22 protein-coding genes are annotated in these 24,578 nt (G+C 65.9%); 15 read left to right on the plus strand and 7 right to left on the minus strand.

Annotated features, from left to right (window positions below; genetic code table 11):
• Positions 1–96: 96 nt before the first annotated feature.
• The 4 genes from ACUY1T_RS15880 to ACUY1T_RS15895 all read left to right on the plus strand — a co-directional run bounded on the left by ACUY1T_RS15880 (position 97) and on the right by ACUY1T_RS15895 (position 6,871).
• Positions 97–1,908 carry a sensor histidine kinase gene (locus tag ACUY1T_RS15880; protein ID WP_446024674.1) on the plus strand — a complete coding sequence of 604 codons (1,812 nt, stop codon included), beginning with the start codon at positions 97–99 and terminating at the stop codon, positions 1,906–1,908.
• Positions 1,898–3,274 (plus strand): sigma-54-dependent transcriptional regulator, encoded by a 1,377-nt coding sequence (locus ACUY1T_RS15885; protein ID WP_446024438.1) that lies wholly within the window; start codon positions 1,898–1,900, stop codon positions 3,272–3,274. The genes ACUY1T_RS15880 and ACUY1T_RS15885 overlap by 11 nt, the downstream gene beginning before the upstream one ends.
• A gap of 202 nt (positions 3,275–3,476) precedes the next feature.
• Positions 3,477–4,505 carry a TAXI family TRAP transporter solute-binding subunit gene (locus ACUY1T_RS15890; protein ID WP_446024440.1) on the plus strand — a complete coding sequence of 343 codons (1,029 nt, stop codon included), beginning with the start codon at positions 3,477–3,479 and terminating at the stop codon, positions 4,503–4,505.
• Positions 4,506–4,735: 230 nt separating this feature from the next.
• On the plus strand, positions 4,736–6,871 hold the full coding sequence (locus tag ACUY1T_RS15895; protein WP_446024442.1) for a TRAP transporter permease: 2,136 nt from the start codon (positions 4,736–4,738) through the stop codon (positions 6,869–6,871).
• A gap of 31 nt (positions 6,872–6,902) precedes the next feature.
• Here ACUY1T_RS15895 and ACUY1T_RS15900 read toward each other — a convergent pair whose 3' ends face one another.
• The 3 genes from ACUY1T_RS15900 to ACUY1T_RS15910 form a co-directional block, all read right to left on the minus strand.
• Positions 6,903–7,283: a DUF1622 domain-containing protein gene (locus tag ACUY1T_RS15900; protein WP_446024444.1), complete on the minus strand. Its 381-nt coding sequence runs from the start codon at positions 7,281–7,283 to the stop codon at positions 6,903–6,905.
• Between the two features lie 70 nt (positions 7,284–7,353).
• Positions 7,354–8,664, minus strand: a complete 1,311-nt coding sequence (locus ACUY1T_RS15905) for a short-chain fatty acid transporter (protein WP_446024446.1) — start codon at positions 8,662–8,664, stop codon at positions 7,354–7,356.
• Positions 8,665–8,757: 93 nt separating this feature from the next.
• Positions 8,758–10,149: an MATE family efflux transporter gene (locus ACUY1T_RS15910; protein ID WP_446024448.1), complete on the minus strand. Its 1,392-nt coding sequence runs from the start codon at positions 10,147–10,149 to the stop codon at positions 8,758–8,760.
• 163 nt (positions 10,150–10,312) lie between these two features.
• Here ACUY1T_RS15910 and ACUY1T_RS15915 point away from each other — a divergent pair, with 163 nt between their 5' ends.
• The gene (locus ACUY1T_RS15915; protein WP_446024450.1) at positions 10,313–10,678 is read left to right on the plus strand and encodes a hypothetical protein; all 366 of its coding nucleotides are present in this window, start codon (positions 10,313–10,315) and stop codon (positions 10,676–10,678) included.
• 66 nt (positions 10,679–10,744) lie between these two features.
• Here the strand turns inward: ACUY1T_RS15915 and ACUY1T_RS15920 are convergent, their stop codons facing one another.
• The 3 genes from ACUY1T_RS15920 to ACUY1T_RS15930 all read right to left on the minus strand — a co-directional run bounded on the left by ACUY1T_RS15920 (position 10,745) and on the right by ACUY1T_RS15930 (position 13,510).
• Positions 10,745–10,993, minus strand: a complete 249-nt coding sequence (locus ACUY1T_RS15920; protein ID WP_446024452.1) for a YfhL family 4Fe-4S dicluster ferredoxin — start codon at positions 10,991–10,993, stop codon at positions 10,745–10,747.
• 78 nt (positions 10,994–11,071) lie between these two features.
• Entirely contained in the window at positions 11,072–11,551 is a 480-nt protein-coding gene (gene coaD / locus ACUY1T_RS15925) for a pantetheine-phosphate adenylyltransferase (protein WP_411796352.1), read from the minus strand.
• An 81-nt stretch (positions 11,552–11,632) separates the two neighbouring features.
• Positions 11,633–13,510 carry a beta-ketoacyl synthase gene (locus tag ACUY1T_RS15930; protein ID WP_446024675.1) on the minus strand — a complete coding sequence of 626 codons (1,878 nt, stop codon included), beginning with the start codon at positions 13,508–13,510 and terminating at the stop codon, positions 11,633–11,635.
• A 321-nt stretch (positions 13,511–13,831) separates the two neighbouring features.
• Between ACUY1T_RS15930 and trmB the strand changes: the two genes are divergently transcribed.
• The 6 genes from trmB to aroQ all read left to right on the plus strand — a co-directional run bounded on the left by trmB (position 13,832) and on the right by aroQ (position 20,323).
• The gene (trmB, locus tag ACUY1T_RS15935) at positions 13,832–14,539 is read left to right on the plus strand and encodes a tRNA (guanine(46)-N(7))-methyltransferase TrmB (RefSeq protein WP_446024454.1); all 708 of its coding nucleotides are present in this window, start codon (positions 13,832–13,834) and stop codon (positions 14,537–14,539) included.
• The gene (locus tag ACUY1T_RS15940; protein ID WP_446024676.1) at positions 14,536–14,868 is read left to right on the plus strand and encodes a DMT family transporter; all 333 of its coding nucleotides are present in this window, start codon (positions 14,536–14,538) and stop codon (positions 14,866–14,868) included. Before trmB ends, ACUY1T_RS15940 begins: the two co-directional genes overlap by 4 nt.
• A gap of 36 nt (positions 14,869–14,904) precedes the next feature.
• Entirely contained in the window at positions 14,905–16,368 is a 1,464-nt protein-coding gene (gene dacB / locus ACUY1T_RS15945) for a D-alanyl-D-alanine carboxypeptidase/D-alanyl-D-alanine endopeptidase (RefSeq protein WP_446024456.1), read from the plus strand.
• 30 nt (positions 16,369–16,398) lie between these two features.
• Positions 16,399–16,770 carry a diacylglycerol kinase gene (locus ACUY1T_RS15950; protein WP_446024458.1) on the plus strand — a complete coding sequence of 124 codons (372 nt, stop codon included), beginning with the start codon at positions 16,399–16,401 and terminating at the stop codon, positions 16,768–16,770.
• An 87-nt stretch (positions 16,771–16,857) separates the two neighbouring features.
• Positions 16,858–19,839: a bifunctional [glutamate--ammonia ligase]-adenylyl-L-tyrosine phosphorylase/[glutamate--ammonia-ligase] adenylyltransferase gene (glnE, locus tag ACUY1T_RS15955; RefSeq protein WP_446024460.1), complete on the plus strand. Its 2,982-nt coding sequence runs from the start codon at positions 16,858–16,860 to the stop codon at positions 19,837–19,839.
• A gap of 40 nt (positions 19,840–19,879) precedes the next feature.
• Complete coding sequence (gene aroQ, locus ACUY1T_RS15960; RefSeq protein ID WP_209538121.1) at positions 19,880–20,323, plus strand: type II 3-dehydroquinate dehydratase; 444 nt, start codon at positions 19,880–19,882, stop codon at positions 20,321–20,323.
• A 54-nt stretch (positions 20,324–20,377) separates the two neighbouring features.
• Here aroQ and ACUY1T_RS15965 read toward each other — a convergent pair whose 3' ends face one another.
• The gene (locus ACUY1T_RS15965; RefSeq protein WP_446024463.1) at positions 20,378–20,884 is read right to left on the minus strand and encodes a DUF4142 domain-containing protein; all 507 of its coding nucleotides are present in this window, start codon (positions 20,882–20,884) and stop codon (positions 20,378–20,380) included.
• Positions 20,885–20,990: 106 nt separating this feature from the next.
• On the opposite strand from ACUY1T_RS15965, the gene napE reads away from it, so the two are divergent.
• From napE to napA, 4 genes are all read left to right on the plus strand, one after another.
• A complete protein-coding gene (gene napE / locus ACUY1T_RS15970) occupies positions 20,991–21,194 on the plus strand; it encodes a periplasmic nitrate reductase, NapE protein (protein WP_446024465.1) in 204 nt (67 codons plus the stop codon).
• A gap of 88 nt (positions 21,195–21,282) precedes the next feature.
• Positions 21,283–21,810 carry a ferredoxin-type protein NapF gene (gene napF / locus ACUY1T_RS15975; protein WP_446024467.1) on the plus strand — a complete coding sequence of 176 codons (528 nt, stop codon included), beginning with the start codon at positions 21,283–21,285 and terminating at the stop codon, positions 21,808–21,810.
• Entirely contained in the window at positions 21,803–22,093 is a 291-nt protein-coding gene (locus ACUY1T_RS15980) for a chaperone NapD (RefSeq protein ID WP_446024469.1), read from the plus strand. Before napF ends, ACUY1T_RS15980 begins: the two co-directional genes overlap by 8 nt.
• Entirely contained in the window at positions 22,074–24,569 is a 2,496-nt protein-coding gene (gene napA / locus ACUY1T_RS15985; protein ID WP_446024471.1) for a nitrate reductase catalytic subunit NapA, read from the plus strand. The genes ACUY1T_RS15980 and napA overlap by 20 nt, the downstream gene beginning before the upstream one ends.
• Positions 24,570–24,578 lie beyond the last annotated feature (9 nt).

The raw sequence follows: 24,578 nt of genomic DNA on the forward strand, positions 1-24,578 counted from the left end.
TCACAGCGGCCGGACGCGTGGGTGGTATGATCGTGTCATTCCGGACACCCCAACCGATGCCGCCGACCGGAGAGGAGGAGATCCCATGTGGCCGCCATGCCCGGAGCCGCTGCCTTGAACTGGCAGCGGCGCTTGTTGACCCTGTGCCTGGCCGGGGTGGCGCTGGCCAGCCTCTGGTGGCTGTGGCATTGGCAGTATGCCCAGTCGGAGGCGGAGGCGCGTCGCCATGCCGACAACCGGCTGTCGCTCTACGGCAGCAGCCTCCAAGGAGCCCTCGAGCGTTCCAGCTACCTGCCGGGGCTGCTCGCCCACCAGCCCCAGATACAGGCGGCACTGCTCGACCCCACCGGTATCCTCGTACCCCAGGTCAATGATTTCCTGGCGCTGGTGGCCGAGCGCTCCGGTGCCGAGGTGATCTTCCTGCTGGACGCCGAAGGCCGGACCCTGGCCAGCAGCAACCATGCCGAGGCCGATAGCTTCGTCGGTCATGACTATCGCTTCCGCCCCTATTTCTACGAAGCCATGGCCACGGGGAAGGGAGAGTTCTTCGCCGTGGGCAGCACCACGGGGCGTCCTGGCTACTTCGTCTCCGCCGCCGTAGGGCCTGGCGATACAGAAGAGGTCCGGGGCGTCCTGGTGGCCAAGGTCTCGCTAGAGGCGCTGCAGGCGGACTGGCGCCGGGCCGGCGAGAAGGTGCTGCTTACCGATGCCAACGGCGTAGTGATTCTCTCCAGCCGACCCGAATGGCGCTATCGCCGCCTGGGAGAGCTGACGCCCCAGGCCCGCGAGGAGATTCGTCGGCAGCGACAATTCATGAACGAGCCCCTCGAGCCGTTGGGACGGCGCCTACGGGACGGTTCGCTGCTGGCTGGAGAGGCAGGGCACGGCGAGCGCCTGATCGACAATACCCTGGACCTGGAGACCCTGGGCTGGACGATGCACTACCTGGTGCCGGTACGGCCGCTCTATGCCAGTGCCCGCAATGCCTTGATGGCGGGCGTGGCGGTGTGGCTGGCGCTGCTGCTGCTGGCGCTGTGGTTACGCGAGCGGCAGAAGCGCCAGCGGCTGCGGGATAGGGAGGCAGCGATCGTACGCGAGGCCAACGAACGGTTGGAGGCGCGAGTGGTGGAGCGCACCCGCGAGCTGCAGGAGGCCCAGGCGGAACTGGTGCAGGCCGGCAAGCTGGCAGCCTTGGGCACCATGGCTGCCGGCATCGCCCATGAACTCAACCAGCCTCTCTCGGGGATCCGCACCTATGCGGCCAATGGCCAGCGACTGCTGGGCCGGGGGCGCCCGGAGGTGGCCAATGACAATTTCCAGCGTATCCAAGCCCTCTGCGAGCGGCTCGGCAGCCTGATTCGCCAGCTCAAGCTGTTTGCCCGCAAGGGCGGGGCGCGGGAGCCGGTGGACCTGGAGGCGCGGCTCGATTTCGTTCTCGAACTGCTGGCGGAGCGCTGTCGCGAGCAGGGAGTGCAGCCCCAGCGCCGCGTGGATGATACACAGGCGGGGCTGTGGGTACTGGGCGACGAGATACGTGTCGAGCAACTGCTGACCAACCTGCTGCGCAACGCCCTGGACGCCCTGCGCGGGGTGTCCGAGCCGTGGCTGGAGGTCGCCGTCGAAGCCGAGGCCGAGCGCCTGGTGGTGACGGTGGCCGACAACGGCGCAGGCATCCCCGAAGCGCTGCTGGAGCAGCTCTTCGATCCGTTCTTCACCACCAAGGCGGTCGGGGACGGCCTGGGGCTGGGCCTGTTCATCAGCTACGGCATCGTCCAGGACCTCGGCGGGCGCATCCATGCCGGCAATCGCCCATCGGGAGGCGCCTGGTTCCGTGTCGAGCTGCCCCGGGACCTGACGACGGGTCTCGCGCCCTCTTGTTCGATTCGGGAGAGTCAGGATGAACCATGATGTGTGCCCCGATACCCTGCCGATCTGGCTGGTCGACGACGACCCGGACGTGCGGGAGTCCCTGAGCCAGTGGCTGGAGATATCCGAGCTGGCGGTGCGCAGCTTCGCCCGCGGCCAGGCGGCCCTGGAGGCGCTGCAGGCCGGCGATGCCTGCGGCGTGCTGGTCAGCGACGTCAAGATGCCGGGCCTCGATGGCTTGGCCCTGCTGCGAGCCATGCAGGCCCTCGAGGCTCCGCCTCCGGTGGTGTTGATCACCGGGCATGGCGACGTGCCCATGGCGGTGGAGGCGATGCAGGCCGGGGCCTGGGACTTCGTCGAGAAACCCTTCGAGCCCGAGCGCCTGGAGGAGAGCGTGCGCCGCGGCCTGGAGAGCCGCCGCCTGGCGCTGGAGAACCGTCGGCTGCGCCAGGCGCTGCGTGAGGGGGGGCTAGCAGCGCGGCTTCTTGGCCAGGCCCCGTGCATGGTTCGCCTGCGCCAACAGCTCGTCAACCTGGCGACCACCCGCGCCAATGTGCTGGTGCTGGGTGAGACCGGCAGCGGCAAGGAGGTGGTGGCGCGCTGCCTGCACGAGGCCGGCGGGGCGAGCGGCCCCTTCGTCGCCCTCAATTGCGGTGCCATCGCCTCGGAGCTGATCGAGTCGGAGCTGTTCGGCCACGAGAAGGGCGCCTTCACCGGTGCCAGCGAACGGCGCATCGGCAAGCTGGAACACGCCAGTGGCGGCACCCTGTTTCTCGACGAGGTGGAGTCGCTGCCGCTGACGGCCCAGGTCAAGCTGCTGCGCGCCCTGCAGGAGGGCGAGATCACCCGGCTGGGCAGCAATGCCGTGCTCGGGGTCGATCTGCGGGTGGTGGCGGCCACCAAGGTCGACCTGCTGGCCCTGGCCGCGGAGGGAGGCTTCCGCGAGGACCTCTACTACCGACTGGCCATCGCCGAGCTGACCATCCCCCCGCTGCGAGAACGTCGTGAGGACATCCCGCTGCTGTTCCAGCATTTTTGCCATCAGGCCGCCGAGGTGCACCAGCGTCCGCCACAGGAGCCGGAGGGCGAGCTCCTGGCTGCCCTGGGGCGCCACCCGTGGCCGGGCAACCTGCGCGAACTGCGCAATGCGGCGACCCGTTTCATCCTCGGACTGGAGCTGCCGTGGCTCGCCGCGGACGCCGCGCCGGAGGAGGGCTCCCTGGCGGCGCAGCTGGCGGCCTTCGAGGCGGCGCTGCTGCGGGAGGCACTGAGCCGTCATGGCGGCAACATCCAGGCGGTACTGGAAGAGCTGGAGCTGCCGCGCCGCACCCTCAACCAGAAGATGCAGAAGCATGGGCTGCGTCGCGAGGCCTTCACCGGCGGAGTCGAACCGCCGACACCGGCGTGACGGCCCGCATCGGCAAGAACTTGCCGGTGCGGGCCATTGCCATCGGCAAGTTCTTGCCGATGGCAATGGTAAGGCGGATGGCCGGCCTGACTGAACGCCATGCAATTCATTGATGCAACAAGCGATCTATCTCAGCTGGCAGGCTTCTCGCTATCGACATGGGGCATAACCACAACAGGCTCCCATCGATAGGAGAAGCTCCATGCACAAGCGCCAGTTCCTCAAGTCTGCACTGTGTCTCGCCACCGCCGGCCTGCTCGGCATCACAGCCACCGGCCTCGCTGCCCAGGAGAATGGCAGTGAGGGTGGTCAATACATCATGGGCACCGCTACCACTGGCGGCACCTACTACCCGGTGGGCGTGGCCCTCTCCACCCTGGTGCGGGTCAAGCTCGAACCGACCCACGGTCTCTCCGTCTCGGCCATCAGTTCTGCCGGTTCCGCTGAGAACCTGCGCCTGATGGACGACGACGAGGCCCAGTTCGGCATCCTCCAGGCCCTCTACGGCGCCTGGGCCTGGAATGGCGAAGGCCCGGTCCCCAAGGCCTACGACAACGTCCGCTCCGTCTCCATGCTGTGGCAGAACGTCGAGCACTTCGTGATGCGCAGCGACCGGGTCGAGACCGGCACCATCGATGACCTGGCCCACCTCTACGGTCGCGGCTTCTCCATCGGCGCGCGCAACTCCGGCACCGAGGGCTCGGGTCGGCAGATTCTTGCCGGCCTGGAGATAGACCCGGAGCAGATGAACCTGGCCTACCTGGGCTACGGCCCCAGCGCCGACTCCATGCAGAACGGCAACATCGACGGCATGAACGTTCCCGCCGGGGTGCCCGCCTCGGCGGTGACCAGCGCCTTCGCCAACATGGGCAGCGATATTTCCATCCTTAACGTCACGCAAGAACAGCTCGAGCGGATCAACGGCGAGTACCCGGTCTGGTCTGCCTTCGAGATCCCCGCCGGCACCTACCCGGGCCAGGACGAGGCGGTGCACACCATCGCTCAGCCCAACATCCTGGTGGTCAACGCCGACGTACCGGAGGAGCACGTCTACCAGATCACCAAGGCAATGTTCGAAAACCTGCCGTTCCTCAACAACATCCACCCTGCGACCCGCGACATGTCGCTGGAGAAGGCGCTGGATGGCCTGCCCATGCCGCTGCACCCCGGCGCGGCCCGCTACTTCCAGGAGCAGGGGCTGGAAATTCCCGAGCATCTGCTGGAGAGCTAAGCACGCCTTTCCAAACCTTGCCAGAGCCTGCTGCCGAGCCATTCCCGGTGAGGGGCGCCGGGGGCAGGCCGAAGAGGAGGTCTTTTTCCAGGGAAGGAAAAAGTAGCGCCCAAGGAAGGGTCCACAGCGCCTCCTCGATGGTCCGACACTTCGGGGCCTGCGCCCGGCAAAGTCCCGAACCAGGCCACCGGCAACGCCTTCCCATCCACGCCAGCTCCGTGAGAATGCCCATGAACGCAACGCCTATCCCCGAGGTTCGCGACGAGGCCGCCAGCGAGGCGCCCGAGCGCCTCGACCACCCCTGGCTCGGCCGGGTGCTGTTCGCCCTGGCCACCGTCGTCGCCCTGTCGCATCTCTACTTCAACACCCTGGGTACCCTCTCCGAGGTGTGGGTCAGCGCCCTGCACTTCGGCATGTTCGGGCTGCTCTGCGCCCTTTCGGTGCCGATGCTCAAGGCGCGCTCCGCCGACGGGGCGCGGCTGGTGCTGGCGGTCGACATACTGCTCGGCCTTGCCGCGTTGGGCTGCGCCTTCTACCTGATCGGCTTCGAGGACGCCCTCTACGCCCGCGGCGTGCGCTTCTCCACCGCCGACTGGGTCGTCTCCATCGTCGCCCTGGCCCTGGTGCTGGAGTTCGCCCGCCGCACCACCGGCTGGTTCATCCCGCTGCTGTGCCTGGTGGCGCTGACCTATGTGGCCTGGTGGGGCCGCCATGTGAGCGGCGTGTTCGGCTTCCCCGGCCTGACCTGGGAGACGGTGCTCTACCGCAGCTACCTGGGCGGCGACGGCATGCTGGGCTCCATCGCCCGTATCTCCTGGTCCTATGTATTCATGTTCATCCTGTTCGGCGCCTTCCTGGTGCGCTCCGGCGCCGGCGACTTCATCATCGAGCTGGCCCGCTGTGCGGCCGGGCGTTTCATTGGCGGCCCCGGCTTCGTGGCGGTGTTCTCCTCGGGGCTGATGGGCTCGGTATCGGGCTCCAGCGTGGCCAACACCGTCTCCACGGGGGTGATTACCATCCCGCTGATGCGCAAGGCCGGCTTCCCGCCGCGTTTCGCCGCCGGCGTCGAGGCGGCCGCCTCCACCGGTGGCCAGTTGATGCCGCCGGTGATGGGGGCCGGGGCCTTCATCATGGCCTCCTATACCCAGGTCTCCTACCTCACCATCATCGGCGTGGCGGCCTTGCCGGCGCTGCTCTACTTCCTCTCGGTGGCGATGTTCGTGCGTATCGAGGCCAAGCGCAGCAACACTCAGCACGTCGAGACCGAGGAGGCACCGCGGCTTCTCGAGGTGCTCAAGGGCGGCTGGCACTTCCTGCTGCCGCTGGTGGTGCTGGTGGCATCGCTGATCCACGGCTTCACCCCCACCTATGCCGCGGGTATCGCCATCCTCTCGGTGGTGGCAGCCTCCTGGCTGTCGAAGCAGCCCATGACGCCGAAGGTGGTGCTGGAGGCCCTGGTGCTGGGCACCCGCAACATGGTCACCACGGCGATCCTGCTGCTCACCGTGGGCCTGATCGTCAACGTGGTCTCCACCACCGGCATCGGCAACACCTTCTCGCTGATGATCACCGACTGGGCCGGCGGCAGCCTGTTGATCACCCTGGTGCTGATCGCCATCGCCTCGCTGGTGCTGGGCATGGGGCTGCCGGTCACCGCTGCCTATATCGTGCTGGGCACGCTCTCGGCACCGGCCCTCTACGGCCTGATGGCTCATGGTGAACTGGTGGATCTGCTGATGGCCGGCGAGCTGCCCGAGCAGGCCCGGGCGATCTTCATGCTCGCCGCGCCGGAGAGCCTGGAGGCCCTGAACGCCCCCATGGACGCCGCCAGCGCCCGCGAGCTGCTGACCCTGGTGCCGGACGACTTCCGCAGCCAGCTCTACGAGCAGGCCCTGTCGTCGCATAGCCTGGCCATGCTGCTGGTGGCCGCCCATATGGTGATCTTCTGGCTCTCCCAGGACTCCAACGTCACCCCGCCGGTATGCCTCACCGCCTTCGCCGCGGCGGCCATCGCCAGGACGCCGCCGATGCGTACCGGCTTCACCGCCTGGAAGATCGCCAAGGGGCTCTACATCATCCCGCTGCTGTTCGTCTGGTCGCCGCTGATCGGCGGCACGCCCCTGGAGATGGCCACGGTGTTCGCCTTCGCCCTGTTCGGCATCTACGCCATCATCGCCGGCCTCGAGGGCTTCCTGGAGCACGAGCTGCCGTGGTGGCTGCGCCTGGCGATGTTCCCCATCGGTGCGCTGATGCTATGGCCCCACGGGCAACTGGCGCTGGATTTTCTCGGCCTTGCGCTGTTCCTGGGAACCCTGGGGTGGAGTGCGCGCATGGGGCGCGCACCGGTACGGTCGGCGATGGCTTAGCCGAGGTTGGGGCTAGCGGCTCGATGCGTCTTCATTCGTTCTTGTCACGCTGGGAGCCGCCTGCATCCTTGTAGCGACTGTCCTGCCACGGCCAGTGCCCTTCCACCTCGACATGCAGGGTGAAGCCGAGAAAGGCGCGGATCAGCACGATGATGCCCAGGGTGGCGACCTGCTGGCTGGTATTGGCGATGATGACCGTCTTGATCACGTCGCCGGCGATCAGGAAATCCAACCCCAGGATGAGCGAACGGGCGATGCCGTGGCGGTAGTGCATGAAGGCCCGCTGCTCGTGAAACATACGATGGTGCAGGAACCGCCAGGAGGTAATGGCGAAGCCGCCGACGATGATGGCGACCCCGAGTACCTCGATGAGCAGTGCAATCGTGTCGATGGCTTCAATGAAATGATGCATATGGCTCGTGGCGTCGAAGGAGGCGACGGCCCCGACACTTGCCGGGGCCGCTCAACGAGTAGGGCCGTGCTCAGAACCAGGTCAGCCCCACCGAGATGATCACCCCGGTGATGACCAGCTGGATCAGGCAGTAGCCCATGATGTCCTTCGCTTTCAAGCCGGCGATGGCGAGTACCGGCAGGGCCCAGAATGGCTGCAGCAGGTTGGTCCAGGCATCGCCCCAGGCCACGGCCATGGCCACGCGCGAGACGTCCACGCCGAGCGCTTCGGCTGCCGGCAGCATGACCGGTGCCTGCACCGCCCACTGCCCGCCGCCGGAGGGCACGAACAGGTTGACGATACCGGCGCTGATGAACGACCAGAACGGCAGCGAGGTCTCGGTGGCGAAGGAAATCAATCCCTCGGACATGGTTTCCGCCAACCCCGACTGCACCATGATGGCCATGATCCCGGCATAGAAGGGGAACTGGATGACGATGCCGGCGCCGCCCTTGATCGCCTCGTTGAGGCTTTCCAGCAGGCTGCGCGGGGTGCGATGCAGCACGATGGCCAGGAACAGGAACATGAAGTTGACGATATTGAGATTCAGGCCGCCGCCGCGCAGCACGAAGTGGTCGAGCAGGAAGATCACCCCGGGGATGCCGACCAGCCAGGCCAGGGTGATGCTGTTCTCCAGGCGCTCGGCCGGTCGAGTGATACGCACCCGCGTGGCGGAACCATCATCGAGCAGCTTGGAATCGATGTAGACGCTGTCCTTGTCGTCGGGGAGCATGGCCCGGTTGACCAGCGGGATGGCGACGAACAGGCACACCACCAGCGCCAGGTTGAAGAAGGCGAAGATGGTCGAGCCGGTGCCGATGACACCGATTTGGTCGGCGGTGAAGTGGCCCTCGGTGGCGATGGTCAGCGGAATGGAGCCGGCCAGGCCCCCGTGCCAGACCACGAAGCCGGAGTAGGCACTGGCCACCAGCAGGCGATAGTCGACCCGCACCAGCCGGGCCAGCTCCTTGGCGAACAGCGCACCCACTACCAGGCCGAAGCCCCAGTTGATCCAGCTGGCCGCTAGCGAGACCAAGGTTACCAGCAGGATGGCATGCCCGGCGTTCTGGGCCAGGCTGGCGAGCCGTTGCAACAGGCGCTTGACCGGCGGCGAGCTGGCCAGCATGAAGCCGGTCACCAGGATCAGCAGCATCTGCATGGAAAAGGTCAGCAGGTTCCAGAAGCCATCGCCCCAGAAGCGCATCACGGCCAGAGGCGTCTGGCGCTCCACGCCGATAGCGGCAGCTGCGGCGATGATCGTCAGCAGCAGCACGAAGATGAAGGGATCCGGCAGATAGCGTTCGACCAGCTTGACGGCGGGCCTGGACAGCGTTTTTAGCATGGCGGTGTCGCTTCTTCTGATTGTCTGGAGTGCGTCTGAGAAAAATAGCGCAAAGTCATCAGCTTGCCCTAATAAAAACGGGCCATTGCGGGTTCAGCAAGAACGATCGGGAATCCGTGGCGTCGTTTCGTCGCCCATCCGGTGGCACCAATGGGTGCCTCGATGGTGCCAATAGTAGCCGGCCAGCACCAGCGACCGCACCACGGCAAAGGCGAGGAATGCCAGCCACAGGGCATGGTTCTCGTGACCGGGTGAAGCGAACTCCCGTGCCAGCCACCATATAGGCAGGTAGGCGGCCAGGGCGCCGAAGATACTGTTGCGCATCTCGCGGGTCGCGGTAGCGCCGATGAAGACACCATCAAGTAAATAGCTCCAGACTGCAATCAACGGCATGACCACCATCCATGGCAGGTACTCGCCGGCCGTTTCCCGTACCTCCGGCAGGCTGGTCAACAGGGCGATGAGATAGTGGCCGCCCAGGGCGAAGGAGAGCGCCGCGGCACCGGCCGTGACCAGCGAGAACCCGGCGGCGGCGCGCACGGCAGTGCCGAATTCGTCCCAGCGTCGCTTGCCCACTGCGCGACCGGTGGTGGCTTCTGCGGCGTGGGCGAAGCCGTCCAGGGCATAGCTGGTCAGCATGATGAACTGCATCAGCACGGCATTGGCGGCCAGCACGGTATCGCCCTGGGCCGCCCCGCGTGAGGTGAAGAACGCCATGGCGAACAACAGCCCCAGCGTGCGCAGGAAGAGATTGGCATTGACCTGGAACAGCTCGCCGTAGGCGGCGAGCCGGAATAGCCGCTCACGCAGGAAGCGGCCCTGCAGAAGCTTCAACTGCCGGGCGACCAGCCAGGCGCCGAAGGCCAGCGCAGTATAGTCGGCAATCACCGTGGCCCAGGCCACGCCGTCGCTGGTCATGCCGAGGCCGACCACGAACAGCAAGTCCAGCGCGATGTTGACGCTGTTGGTCAGCACCAGAATGGCCAGCGTCACACGTGAATTCTGCTGGCCCAGGAACCAGCCGAGGATGGCGTAGTTGGCCAGCACCGCCGGTGCCGAAAGGATGCGGATCTGGGCATATTCGGCCGCCAGAGCGGTGGCGACCTCGCTGCCGTCGAGCAGCCACAGTCCCGTGGCTATCAGTGGGTTGGAAAACAGGATCAGCAGCGCCCCGATGCCCATGGCCAGCAGCAGCGACTGGCCCAGCAGGTTGCGCACTTCGCTGTCGCTCTCGCGGCCCACCGCCTGGGAGGTCAGGCCGGTGGTGCCCATGCGCAAAAAGCCGAAGCCCCAGTAGAGGAAGCTGAACAGGGTGGCGCCCAGCGTCACCCCGGCCAGATAGCGCGAATCCGGCAGGTGGCCGACCACGGCGGTATCCACCAGTCCCAGCAGCGGCACGGTGATATTGGAAAGAATGATCGGCCAGGCCAGGGTCCAGATGCGCCGGCGGGCGGCGGCAGGTGTCTCGGCTAGCGGGGTGGCCACGTCTTGTCCCTATGATTGACGAATCGAGCAGCATGGCGGGTGAGGCGGTTTGACGCAACCGGGGCATGCCACGACGTGAAGACCGATCGACTATGGGATTCAGGGGCGGCAGGGGAGTATCGTGGGGGCGATACTCAGGCTAAGGGTGCCAGGAGGGGGTGAGATGAAACATCTGGAAAGTGTGACGCTGGGAATGGCGAAAAGAGTGGCGACGAGAGTGGCGATGGCCATGTGCATGGCAATGGTATTGATGCTCGACGCCATGCAGGCTCAAGCCCAGGAGCAACGCATGGAGGCGCGGCCGAGCGGAGGGGCGATGGTTGCCGACGCCCTGATTGCCCGGCCGCTGCTGCTGGTGGCCACGCTCGGCGGTACGGCGCTGTTCGTCGTCTCGCTACCGTTCTCGGCGATGGGCGGCAACGTCGATGCTGCCGCCGAAACCCTGGTCAAGACGCCGGCAGAGGCGACGTTCCGCCGTTGCCTGGGGTGTACCTCGATCAATTCGCGTCCCCGGCCGGAAGAACGCTGACAGGCGCATGAATGCCAAGCCCCGCATGAGCGGGGCTTGGGTTGCCGGGCCATTATTACAACCGCTTCAGGCGGCGGTGATCAGGTGGTACTTGGCCATCAACTCGTCGCGGCTCTCGCGGCGCTCGGGGTCGAGCGGAATGCAGTCGACCGGGCACACCTGTTGGCACTGCGGCTCGTCGTAATGGCCGACGCACTCGGTGCAGCGGCTGGGATCGATGATGTAGATCTCCTCGCCTGCCGAGATGGCGTCGTTGGGGCACTCGGGTTCGCAGACGTCGCAGTTGATGCACTCGTCGGTGATCATCAGGGCCATGGGGCTACCTCGCGATCGGGCAGGCCGCGTCCGGCCGTGCCCTGGATAAAGCGGCTCGGGAATTACCGAGTAATACGGTCAGGTATTGTAATGCTTGCGCAGCGTTTCGGCGACCCTGGGATGCACCAGGCGCGACACATCGCCGCCGAGCTTGGCGATCTCGCGCACGATGGTCGAGGAGATGTAGGAATTCTCTACGGCCGGAGTAAGAAACACGCTTTCGAGTTCGGGTGCCTGGGCGCGGTACATGTTGGCCAGCTGCAGCTCGTATTCGAAATCGGAAACCGCGCGCAGGCCGCGCAGGATGATATGGGCCTGCTGCTCGGCCATCATGTCGGTGAGCAGCCCCGAGAAGCCGATCACCTCGACGTTGTCGAGCCCGGCCGAGACCTCGCGGGCCAGGGCGATGCGCGTGTCGAGATCCAGCGCCGGATTCTTGCCGGGGCTGGCCGAGATGGCGACCACCACCTTGTCGAACAGCAGGGAGGCGCGCTCGATCAGGTCATAGTGGCCGTGGGTGATGGGGTCGAAGGTGCCCGGGTAGACCGCGATTTTCATGGCGCTCCGCTCATTGCACAGCTCAAGAGGGCTCAGGGTAACCGTCCACGGCCGAGGCGACAACGCCAGCCGGGCAGCGTATCAGTCTTCCAACTTGCCGAAGGGGTTGTCCACCGTCAGCGATACCGGGCGTGCATAGCCGGGGATGGAGATGCTGGTGGCATTGACGTCGAGTTCCGGTCCTTCCAGTACGCCTTCGCCGAAGCGGTAGCGTGCCTGGTAGTGGCCTCCGTCGGCCTGGGCCAGATAGGCCTGGCTGGCCTGGCGAGTGGCTTCGCGTCGCTCACGCCAGGCCGCAATGGCCGCTTCGCCATGGCGTTTCACCAGCAGGCGCTCGGTCACGGTGGGTGAGAGCACCACGCCGGTGGCGTTGTTGCCGCCGAAGCCCTTGGCATTGATGAAGGCGGCATCGGCAGCGAAAGGAACCGGCGTGCTCGAGAAGCTCAGCCGCTCGGCGTAGACGTCGTCGGCCACGTCATTGAGGGTGGGAATACCCGGCAGCAGGCCATGGGCGAAGCTGCCCAAGGCGCTGGTCAGCTGGTCGCCAGCGGCGCTGCCCTGGGAGTGGCCGACGAAGGCCTTCACCGCCACGACCGGCCAGTGCTCGATGCCATGAGCCTGGGCGACCAGGTCGAAGACGTGCGATTCCGTCACCCGGTTCTTGGGCGTGCTGGTGCCGTGGGCATGCAGGAAGGTGCGTTCGCGCAGCGACTCCTCACCCAGCATGTCGCGTACCAGGGCCGTTGCCTTGCCCAAGGTGATGTAGTTGCCGATGCCGGGGGCGGAGATGGAGCGCTTCCAGCCGTCGGCGTTGACGAACACGCCCGGCACGCTGCCGAGGATCTCGGCGCCGAGCTCCAGTGCCAGGGCGTCGTCGAGCAGCAGCACGAACTGGCTGGCCTCGGCGATGGTGAAGCCGCAATTGCGCGCGAAGGGGCGGCAGGCGCGCTGGTAGTCGGCATCGGTGAGCAGCTCCAGGGCATCCAGCGCCTTGAGGCTCTCGTCGTCGGCCAGCGCGCCCATGGCGCGGAAGCCCTCGATGATCTCGGGCGTTACCGGGGCGTCGGAGGTGCCCACCATGACCGCACGGCGCTGGCCGCTGCGGATGTCCTCGACGCCCAGGCGCAGGTTATAGAGAAAGCTGGCGCAGGCGCCGAGCACGGCCCCGGTACCGCCGACGCTGCCGAGTACGTAGGCGTTGAGGAAATCGGCGGGCATCTGCCCGTAGCCCAGCGGCATCTGCTTGGAGGTGGCACGATTGCCCGAGACGAAGCTCTTGAGCAGCCCGCCCCAGCCCTCGTCATCGAGCTGGCCGATGGAGTTGCCGGCATAGACGGCGATGTCGTCGGGGTCGAGCCGATCACGCAGGGTCTCCCACTCCAGGCCGCTGCTCGACAGGCAGTCGCTGGCGGCGAAAATCGACATCGACAGGCCGCGGGGATGGTGCACGCTGCGATAGTAGCGGCTGGGATCGAAGCCGCTGGGCAGCTGGCCGGCGGCGCGCACCTGGGCAGGCCGGGTCTCCGGCAGCAGCACGTCGAGTTCGCCCGGGGGCACCGTGACTTCCAGGGTGTGACGGTCCAGTTCACGAACCTGCCAGGTCGGCGGCAGCCGCTCGGGCAGCTGGCGGCGGCGAATGCTGAACGTCAGTTCCGAGCCCAGGCCCAGGCTGGCGCGACGATTGGCCGGTAGCCCGTCGTCGTTGAAGCGGGGGTCCTCGATGCGCCGGATCAGGGTGTGATCGAGCACCTGGTCGCGGCAATTCTCGGCCAGCCGGCTGGCGGCAATGGGATTTCCGGCGGCATCGTACCAGGCGCCTTCCCGGCAACTGCCCAGGCCCATCAGGGCGGCCAGGCCGAGCAGCAGCGCGTGTTGCTCGGCTTCGGGAAGGGCGTCGATCACGGTGCGACGAAATGCTTGATGGCCTGAGGTACGACCGGCGGCGTTGACGCCGCCCATGCCGACGATCACCGGTAAGTGTGACAAGCCGCTTTCCTCGTTGTGCTGTTCGTGCGAGTCGGTAATGTAGATATAAGGGAGACGATCATATCACCCGCCTCGGGACGTCGTCATGGGCGTGCGGCGCAAGTTCTGGTCGGCAAGGATAAAACAAACGTTTGAAATTGCGTGATGGAAGCGCTATGCTGCCGTTGCTGTTTGAGTCATACGAGTGGGTATGTGGGCGCATCCTGTCTTTGGATGCGCCTTTTTTTTGCTCCTCGCCTGGTGCGCCATGGCTGCTAGAATGGCCAGTTCGTCAGCTACCGAACCGATTCCGCAATGCTTGCCACCTCCCGCGTCATCGCCACCAATCAGCTCGGCCCGCACAAGGACGTTGCACGAAGGGTCGAGCGCGCCCTGCGCCACCCCTTGCGCAAGCCCGTGGCCGCCCATACCCGTGAGGCGTTCGAGCGCGCCCGTGCCTGGTACGAGCGCGACGATGGGCGGCGCCCGCTGATTCTCGATGCCGGCTGCGGCGTGGGGCTCTCGACGCGACAGTTGGCGGCATGCTTCGATGACCATCGGGTCATCGGCGTGGATCGAAGTGCCGACCGGCTCTCGCGGGAGCATGGCGAAGTGGGCGACAACGCCCTGCTCGTGCGTGCCGACCTGGTCGATTTCTGGCGCCTGGCGCTGGCCGCCGGCTGGCAGCCGGTACGGCACTACCTGCTCTATCCCAACCCCTACCCCAAGTCGACGCACCTCAAGCAGCGCTGGCACGGCCACCCGGTGCTGCCCGTGATTCTGGCCCTTGGCGGCCGGCTGGAGCTGCGCTCCAACTGGCGGCTCTACGTGGAGGAGTTCGCCCTGGCGCTGGAGCGGGTCACCGGCGTTGCCGCCGCGGTGGAAGCCTTCGTCCCCGGCGAGCGATACCTGACGCCCTTTGAACGGAAGTACCACCTCAGCGGTCAGTCACTCTGGCGCCTGGTCGCAGACCTGCCGCATGCGCCGCAGCTCGTCCCCGGCGGGTCAGAGGAGGCTGGCTGATGGCATTCATCTACCTGGCGCTGGCGATCGTGGCAGAAGTCGTCGCGACCAGTGCGCTCAAGGCCACCGACGGCTTCACCCGCCCCGGCCCGAGCCTGGTGGTGGTGGTCGGCTACGTGATCGCTTTCTTCATGCTGTCGCTGGTGCTGCGCACCATCCCAGTCGGCATCGCCTATGCAATCTGGGCCGGCCTGGGTATCGTGCTGGTGGCCCTGGTCGGGGCGCTGGTGTATGGCCAACGGCCCGACCTGCCGGCGGTGCTGGGCATCGGCCTGATCGTCATCGGAGTGGTGGTGATCCAGTTGTTTTCACGCGTTTCCGCTCATTGAGCCAGCCTCCATGGGCGAAGGATGGGTTTGACCGAGATGCTAACGATGGCCGTCGCCAGGCTGCGTTGCCTGGCCCTGTTTTGTGGATTGTGGCTGCCCCTGGCAGCCTCGGCAGAGGGCTTCCCCGCGCTGGGAAAAATGCTCGAGAGCGGCTTTCGCATCAGCGCCGAGGCCCGGTTGCTGGGCGATGGGGGGCGTTCCGGCGTGGTACTGGGCGCCATCGAGCCAGAGCGTCAATTGTCACCGGCCTCGGTGTCCAAGGCCTACCTGGCGGCGGCGGCCCTCGACCGCTGGGGGCCGCAGCACCGCTTTACCACGCGACTGGTCAGCACTGCCGACCTCGACGCCAACGGCATATTGCGCGGTGACCTGATACTCGATGGTGGTGGCGACCCTGCGCTTGCCAGCGAGGATCTGTGGCGCCTGGCCCAGCGGCTGCACCAGGCCGGAGTGCGCGAAGTCGAAGGGCGCCTGGTAGTCAGCCAGTGGCGCTTCGGCCCGGTGGAATGCATCACCACCGACCGCTGCGAGGCGCGGTCGCGCGTGGCCAACAGCTACAGCGCGCTGCTATCGTCGGCCGGGGTCAACCATGGCAACTGGTGCGTCAACGTGGCGCCGGGTGCGGCGGCGGGCGAGCCGGCCCGAGTCACCAGCTGCGACAGCCAGTCGCTGATCGTGGGCATCGACAATCGCATCGAGACGCGGCCGCCCAATGGCGGCACCGAGTTCAGCGCCGAACGCGTCACCCGCGAGGAGGGGGATGTCATGCTGCTGAGCGGCCACATCTCGCTCGATGCCGCGCCTCGCGACGTCTACCGTGCCAGCGGCGACCCCGCTCGCCAGACGGCACGCACCCTCACGGCCATGCTCGAGCAAGCCGGAATCGCCATCGGCGCTGGTTACGCCACCAGCATCGAACCGCCGCCTGCATCCGCCCGCAGCCTGGCGCAGGTGGAAGGCAAGACGCTGCAGGAGTTGCTGCTGCACGTCATGAATTACTCCAACAACTTCATGGCCGACGTGCTGGCACTCAATCTGGTCGATACGCCGCGGGCGACCCTGCTCCAGGCAGGAGAAGCGATCCAGGACTACGTGGCCGGGCTGCCCGATCACGGCCCGGTGATCATGCTCAGTGGCAGCGGCCTGACCACCGAGAACCGCACCTCGGCACAGGGTGCCAATGTGCTGCTGGAGAGCATGTTCCATCGCTCGTCGCTGTTTCCCAGCTTCGTCGCCAGCTTCCAGTCGCCGGCCAACGGCGTTGCCCGCTTCATTCGCCGTGGCTCGCCGCTGTTCCAGGACCACATCATGCTCAAGACCGGCACGCTCAACCAGCCCTACGCCGTTCGTGCCGTGAGCGGCTATTTTCGCACCCGGTCGGGGCGCTGGGGCGTGTTCACGGTGCTGGTCAACGGCACCGCATCCACGCCCTGGCTCAACTGGGCCCAGGTGCTGGACCCCTTGTCCCAGGACCTGGAGCGCATGATCGAGGCGCATTGACGTCTACCCGCAAGTAAGGATAGCGAGACGATGAAACCAGCACGTACCGGATGGCGGCACCTCTTCGATGCCACGGGCTATTCGATCAAGGGGCTCAAGTTCGCCTTTCGCCACGAGACGGCGTTTCGGCAGGAGCTGGCCCTGTGCGTGGTGCTGCTGCCGCTGGCCTGGTGGGTCGGCTCGGGGCCGGTGGAGTGGATCCTGCTGGTGGGCAGCTGCCTGCTGGTGCTCACCGTGGAGCTGATCAACAGTGCCATCGAGAGCGTGGTGGACCGCATCGGCACCGAGCATCACGAGTTGTCGGGGCGGGCCAAGGACATCGGTTCGGCAGCGGTGATGCTGGCGCTGGTGGCCGCCGGCCTGACCTGGAGCCTGCTCGCCTGGCAGAAATTCTTCGGCTGAATTCCGCCACGCCACGGTTCGGGGGTGCCGCCGTGCCGGTGCCTTCGATATGCTGGGGGTGATCCAGCTGCGACAAGGCCCGTTGCCATGCCCTTACCCGACGACTTCCTGCCTGCCGATGATCTTTCCCCTGCGCTCGTGCCCGCCCTGGAGAAGGCATGGCAGCGCCTCGGCGAAAGCCTGGCACGGGGCGACAACGTCGCCGAGATGACCGGCCAGGAGCTTCCTTCGGAGAACTGGTTGGGCCTCGATCCCGGACGCCGGCGCCAGCTGGCGCGCGTCATGGCCATTTCCGACTTCGCGGTCGATACCCTGGTGCGTTACCCCGACTGGCTGCAGCACCTTGATGCCAGCGGCGAGCTGGATGAAGCTCCTGGCCCCGATACGCTCGCTGCCTGGCTGGCCGAGCGGCTGGAAAATGCCGAGGACGAGGCGGCCCTGCACGCGGCGCTGCGCCGCTTCCGCCGGGCGCGCATGCTGGGCATCGTCTGGCGCGACCTGACGCGACCGGCGGGCATCGACATGTGGTCGACGGCTGCCTCTGTGTCGCGGCTTGCCGAGGTGTGTCTCGAGGGAGCGCTGGGCTGGCTCGAGGAGCACCTCGAGCCGCGCTGGGGGCGCCCGGCGCCGCGCGCCGATGGCAGCGAGCAGCGCCTGGTGGTGCTGGGCATGGGCAAGCTCGGCGCCGGTGAACTCAACCTCTCCTCGGATATCGACCTGATCTTTGCCTACCCCGAGAAGGGTGAGACAGAGGGCGGGCGCACGTCGCTCGAACACCAGGAGTACTTCACCAAACTCGGACAGCGATTGATCGCCGCGCTGGATGCGGTCACCGCCGATGGCTTCGCCTTTCGCGTCGACATGCGCCTGCGCCCGTTGGGCGATGGTGGCCCGCTGGTCGGCAATTTCAGTTCGCTGGCGGCCTATTATCAGGACCAGGGCCGGGAGTGGGAGCGCTACGCCATGCTCAAGGCGCGGCCGGTAGCCGGCGACCTGGGGGCCGGGAGCGAGCTGCTCGGCAACCTGCGCCCCTTCGTCTATCGCAAGTACCTCGACTTTGGCGCCATCGAATCGCTGCGCGAGATGAAGGCGCTGATCAATCGCGAGGTCAAACGCCGCGGCATGCAGGCCAACATCAAGCTCGGCCCCGGCGGTATCCGCGAAGTGGAATTCGTGGTGCAGGCCTTCCAGCTTATCCGCGGCGGACGCGATACCGAGCTGCAGGTCACCTCGCTGCGCACGGCGATCTCGCGCCTGCCAGCTCTCGGCCTGCTGCCCCAGGCGGTGGTCGATGAACTTCTCCCCGACTACGTCTTCCTGCGCGATCTCGAGCACGTGCTGCAGGCACTGGAGGACCGCCAGACCCAGAGCCTGCCCGATGACGACCTCGACCGGGAGCGCGTCGCCCAGGCGCTGGGCATGGAGGACTGGCCGGCGGTCATGGCGCGGCTCGATGAGGTCCGCTGCCGGGTGCGCCAGCACTTCGACGCGGTGATCGCCGACCCGGAAGAGGAGACCGAGGAATCAAGCGATGCCACGGAGGAGGGCGCCCTGTCGCTCGAGGAGTGGCGCGCGCTGTGGTGCGCCGAGCTCGATGCCCAGGAGGCGCAGGCGCTGCTGGCCGAGGCGGGTTTCGACCAGGCCGAGATGGCACTGCGACGCCTCACGACCCTGCGCCAGTCGCGCCAGGTCCAGTCCATGCAGCGCATCGGTTACGACCGCCTCGAGGCGCTGATGCCGCTGCTGCTGGACGCCGTGGCCGCAAGCGACACTCCCGATACCGCGCTTGAACGGGTATTGCCGTTGATCGAGTCGGTGCTGCGGCGCACCGCCTACCTGGCGCTGCTGCGCGAGAACCCCGAGGCCTTGAGCCACCTGATGGGGCTGTGCGGCGCCAGCCCCTGGATCGCCGAGCAACTGGCCCGCTACCCGTTATTGCTCGATGAGCTGCTGACCCCGGAGACCCTCTACACCCCCGCCGACAAGGCGCGCCTGGCCGATGAGCTGCGCCAGGCCCTGGGGCGCATCCCCGAGGATGATGAAGAGGCCCAGTTAGAGGCGCTGCGCGTGTTCAAGCACGCGCATGTACTGCGCGTCGCCGCCTCGGACATCGCCGGTACCCGCCACCTGATGAAGGTCAGCGACTACCTCACCTACATTGCCGAAGTACTGCTGGAAACGGTGCTCGCCATGGCCTGGCGTCACCTGGTGCGCAAGCACGGCTTTCCGCGGCGCCGGGATGGCTCGCGCGCCGGGGCTGAACCGGAATTCCTGATCGTCGGCTACGGCAAGCTGGGCGGCATCGAACTGGGCTATGGCTCCGATCTCGACCTTGTCTTCATGCACGATGCCGACTCCCAGGGCGAGACCGACGGCACGCGGCCCATCGACACGCCGGTATTCTTCACCCGCCTGGGGCAGCGCATCATCCACCTGCTCACCGCGGTGACCCCGGCCGGCACTCTCTATGAGGTTGACATGCGCCTGCGTCCCTCGGGCAATGCCGGGCTGCTGGCCACCACGCTCGAGGCCTTTGGCGAATACCAGCGTCGCGAGGCCTGGACCTGGGAGCACCAGGCGCTGGTGCGAGCCCGTGTGGTGGCTGGCCATCCCCGCCTGGCGCAGGGCTTCGATGCGGTGCGCCGCGAAATCCTTGGGCGGCGACGCGAGCGTGAGGCCCTGCGTGAGGAGGTGGTGAAGATGCGCCACAAGATGCGCGACCACCTGGGTGGCAAGGTCGGGGAGGGAGAGTTCGACCTCAAGCACGACCCCGGCGGCATGGTCGACATCGAGTTCCTGTGCCAGTTCGCGGTGCTCTCCATGGGTCACGAGACACCCGAACTGCTGCAGTGGAGCGACAACATGCGCATCCTGGAGACGCTGGAGAGCACCGGCCGGCTGCCCGCCGAGGAGTGCCAACGCCTGCGCGAGGCCTACCTGGCCTTGCGTAGCACCGCGCATCGCGCCTCATTGACTCGCGAGGCCGCCCGCGGCCGCGACGCTGATTTCCACGCCCACCGCCAGGCGGTGATCGATGCCTGGCAGCGGCTGCTGGAGCCGCAGGCATGAGGCTTACCCACCCGATTCTGTTGCCCCGAGAGAGATAGCGATGAACAAGGTTCTGATCCTGCACGGCCCCAACCTCAACCTGCTCGGCACCCGCCAGCCGGAGATCTACGGCAGCGAGACGCTGAACGACATCAACAACGCGCTGTACGAGAAGGCCGCCGTCAACGGCTGGGACATCAAGGCGCTACAGAGCAACCACGAAGGCGTGCTGATCGACGCCATTCATGCCGCCCGCGAGGACGGCACCGCGGCGATCGTCATCAACCCCGCCGCCTATACGCATACCTCGGTGGCCATTCTCGATGCGCTCAACGCCTTCGAGGGCAAGGTGATCGAGGTGCACCTCTCCAACGTGCACAAGCGCGAGAGTTTCCGCCACCACTCCTACGTCTCGCTGCGCGCCGATGGCGTGATCGCCGGCCTCGGCAGCCAGGGCTACCTGGCGGCGCTGGACGCCGTGATCCGCGCCGCCGAGCGCGCCTGAGGCTGGCGCCCGCTGTCGTACCTCACGGCTGCGGGCATGCGCACAGCTATCTCCCTAGCGAAGCGAGTCGACCAGCTCGCCGTTGACGAGCAGCGTCCCGTGGGTGACGAACAGGTGGTTGTTGAACTCGTCCAACTGCTCGTCGCCCTGGGGCCGGTGCTGCTCCAGGTATTCGATCGCCGCCATGTGCAGCTCCATCTGGTAAGCCAGGTAGGCCTCGTCGAAGGCCTCACTCTCCAGCTCGCGTAGTGCTTCGAAGGCTTCGCTGTCGTGCACGGCCTCGCCGCTCCGTTCGGGAGCCTCGCCGCGCTCGCTGGCCGCTACCAGCCACTCCTCGAGAATGCCGTGGTCGCGCTCCAGGGTGCTCGCCAGCTGGGCTACCTCGTCACGCGCGGCGCGTTCCCTGGCCAGCTCGGCCAGCTCCGCCTGGTGCGCGTGCAGGGCATACAGGGCGGCGCGCACCTCGTCGCGGTCGAGACCCGCCCAGGCCGAGCCGAGCGTGAAAAGCCAGGCTGCCCCGATCGTTGCCATCATTGCACCGCATGAAAAACATTTACTCATTCGGATCTCCTGATATGCATGGTGCCAAATAAAAACATGTAGAAGATTTGCATGAACGACCATTGCTTCCTACGGTAGTACAAGACGACACGCTACGGTGCCGGGTATGGGAAATTCGATCGACAGACGTGCTAGACCAACCAAGCCAAATACGCCAGAAGAGTCCCGGGAGAAGCGACGAGAACTGGCCGTCTTTCTCTTCCTGGCTGGCATCCTGTTTCCCATTTTGGCCGTCATCGTGGTTTCGGGCTACGGCTTTGGGGTATGGATGCTTCAGCTGCTTACTGGACCTCCTGGTCCGCCTGGATAGACGTAGTTCTAGCCAGTTTACGACCAAAAATAACCACATAATACCGTGACGAAAAGCGCCAGTTTCACCTGGCGATTGGGAGTAAGCCATGTCACCTGTGGATCCGTCGCGTCGTGCGCTGCTGCAAGGGCGCGTATGGCATGAGCCGGTGATCAGACCGCCTTGGTCCGCCCATGAGGGAGCATTTACGCAACTATGCACACGCTGTAGTGAGTGCATTAAGGCCTGCGAAACTCAGGTCATCGTTCCTGGTGATGGCGGGTTCCCCGAAATCGATTTTTCCTTAGGTGAGTGCACCTTCTGTCAGGCCTGTGTCCATGCCTGCCCCGAGCCGGTCTTTGCCAACAGTGAAGCAGTTCCTGCCTGGAATAACGTGGCTACCATCGAAGAAAGTTGCCTAGGCATTCACGGTACCTATTGCAAAAACTGTGGCGAAGTGTGCGAGATCAGTGCCATTCGTTTCACCTTCAATGCGCATCGTGTTCCCGAGCCCTGCGTCGATAGCGAGGCCTGCAATGGCTGCGGCGCCTGCGTGCAATTCTGTCCGGTTCAGGCAGTCAAGGTGATGCCGAAAGCATTGGCGGGGCTGGGTAATGAGGGGGAGCGACATGGATGACGAGGTGCATATTTCCAGCCTGGTGGTGCAGGTAAGGCCACAACATATCGATGCGCTACAGGTGCAGTGCTCGGCATTCGACGGTGTGGAAATTCCTGCCGTCGATCCTGTCGGGAAGATGGTGGTGCTGCTCGAAATGCCTTCGCAGCGCCGCATCGTCGAGATCATCGACTGGCTGCAGGAGCGGGAGGGCGTGCTGTCGGTCAGCATGGTCTACCACCACATGGAATCGAGGCAGGAGCTGGATCGGGAGGTCGAGGCACATGACGCTGACACGGCGTGATTTCATCAAGAGTTCGGCGATAGCGACGGCGGCCTCGGCGGCCGGCATGACGACCGCTACGCAGGCGCAGAACATCGTGACCGACGCGCAGCACACGCAGCTGAAGTGGTCCAAGGCGCCGTGCCGGTTCTGCGGGGTGGGCTGCGGCGTCAACGTGGCCGTGAGGGACAATCGGGTCGTGGCTACCCACGGCGACATGCAGTCGCCCGTCAATCGCGGCATTAACTGCATCAAGGGTTACTTTCTCTCCAAGATCATGTACGGCGAGGATCGCCTGACCCAGCCATTGCTGCGCAAGACCAACGGCGAGTACGACAAGGATGGTGAATTCACGCCGGTAAGCTGGGACGAGGCCTTCGACGTGATGGCCGAGAAGTACAAGGCCGCGCTGCGCGAGAAGGGGCCCAGCGCCATCGGCATGTTCGGCTCGGGCCAGTGGACGATCTGGGAAGGCTACACGGCCAACAAGCTGATGAAGGCCGGTTTTCGCTCCAACAACCTCGACCCCAACGCACGCCACTGCATGGCGTCCGCCGTATTCGGCTTCATGCGCACTTTCGGTATCGACGAGCCGATGGGTTGCTATGAAGACATCGAAGCGGCGGATGCCTTCGTGCTATGGGGCGCCAACATGGCGGAGATGCACCCCATCCTGTGGACACGCATTACCGACCGGCGGTTGTCGAACCCTCACGTGCGCGTCTCCGTGCTCTCTACCTTCGAGCATCGCTCCTTCGAGCTGGCCGATCAGCCGATCATCTTCACTCCCCAGGCCGACCTCGCCATCCTCAACTACATCGCGCGCTATATCATCGAGAACGATCGGGTGAACTGGGATTTCGTCGACGAGAACGTGCGTTTCATGGAGGGTAACGTCGATATCGGCTACGGCTTGCGTCCCGAGCATCGCCTGGAGCTGGCAGCGGCCAACGCCCGCGACAGTGCCGGCGCGCGTGACATCGATTTCGAGCGCTACCGCGAATTCCTGCAGCAGTACGATGCCGAGACCGTCACCCGGCTCTCGGGTGTGCCCAAGCGCCAGCTCGATGCCTTGGCCGAACTCTACGCCGACCCCGACACCAAGGTGATGTCGTTCTGGACCATGGGCTTCAACCAGCACACCCGCGGTGTGTGGGCGAACAACATGATCTACAACATCCACCTGTTGACCGGGAAGATCGCGACGCCGGGCAACAGCCCCTTCTCGCTCACCGGTCAGCCCTCGGCCTGCGGCACGGCGCGCGAGGTCGGCACCTTCTCCCATCGCCTGCCCGCCGACATGGTGGTGACCAACGCCAACCATCGCCGCTTTGCCGAGGAGATCTGGAAGGTACCGGAGGGCACCATCCAGGAACAGCCCGGTGCCCACGCCGTGCTGCAGAACCGCATGCTCAAGGACGGCGACATCAACGTCTACTGGGTGCAGTGCAACAACAACGTGCAGGCGGCAGCCAACCTGGTCGAGGAGACCTACCCGGGCTATCGCAACCCCGACAACTTCATCATCGTCTCGGATGTTTATCCCACCGTGACGGCCGAGGTTGCCGACCTGATCCTGCCGGCGGCGATGTGGGTCGAGAAGGAGGGCGCCTACGGCAACGCCGAGCGGCGCACCCAGTTCTGGCAGCAGATGGTCACGGCCCCCGGCGAGGCGCGCTCCGACCTGTGGCAGATGATGGAATTCTCCAAGCGCTTCGACATCGAGGAGGTGTGGCCGGAGGAACTGCTCGACGCCAACCCGGATTACCGCGGCAAGTCTCTCTTTGACGTGCTGTTTGGCAACGGCCAGGTGGACGCCTTCGGCCTCGACGAACTCAACCCCGAGTTCGACAACGACGAGTCCCACCACTTCGGCTTCTACGTGCAAAAGGGGCTATTCGAGGAGTATGCCCGTTTCACCCGCGGCAAGGCCCACGACCTGGCACCCTTCGAGGTCTACCACCAGGTTCGCGGGCTGCGCTGGCCGGTGGTGGACGGCCAGGAGACCCCGTGGCGCTACAACGGCCAGTACGACCCCTACGTGGAGGAGGGGCGCGACATCCATTTCTACGGCCAGGCGGACGGCCGTGCGATCGTCTATGCCGTGCCCTACGAGCCGCCCGCCGAGGCGCCCGACGAAGAGTACCCGCTGTGGCTGGTAACCGGGCGCGTGCTCGAGCACTGGCACTCCGGCTCGATGACGCGGCGAGTACCCGAGCTGCATCGTGCTTTTCCCCAGGCTGTGGTCTACATGCATCCGCAGGATGCGCGTGAACTTGGCGTCAGGCGTGGCAGCGAGGTGCGCATCGCCAGCCCGCGCGGCGAGATGCACTCGCGGGTCGAGACGCGCGGACGCAACCGCATGCCGCGCGGCGTGGTGTACGTGCCCTGGTTCGACGCCAGCCAGTTGATCAACAAGGTCACACTGGATGCCACCGATCCCATCTCCAAGCAGACGGATTTCAAGAAATGCGCCTGCCGAATCGAGGCCGTCTAGGAGGCGATC

The sequence above is a fragment of the Billgrantia sp. Q4P2 genome (assembly GCF_052806135.1).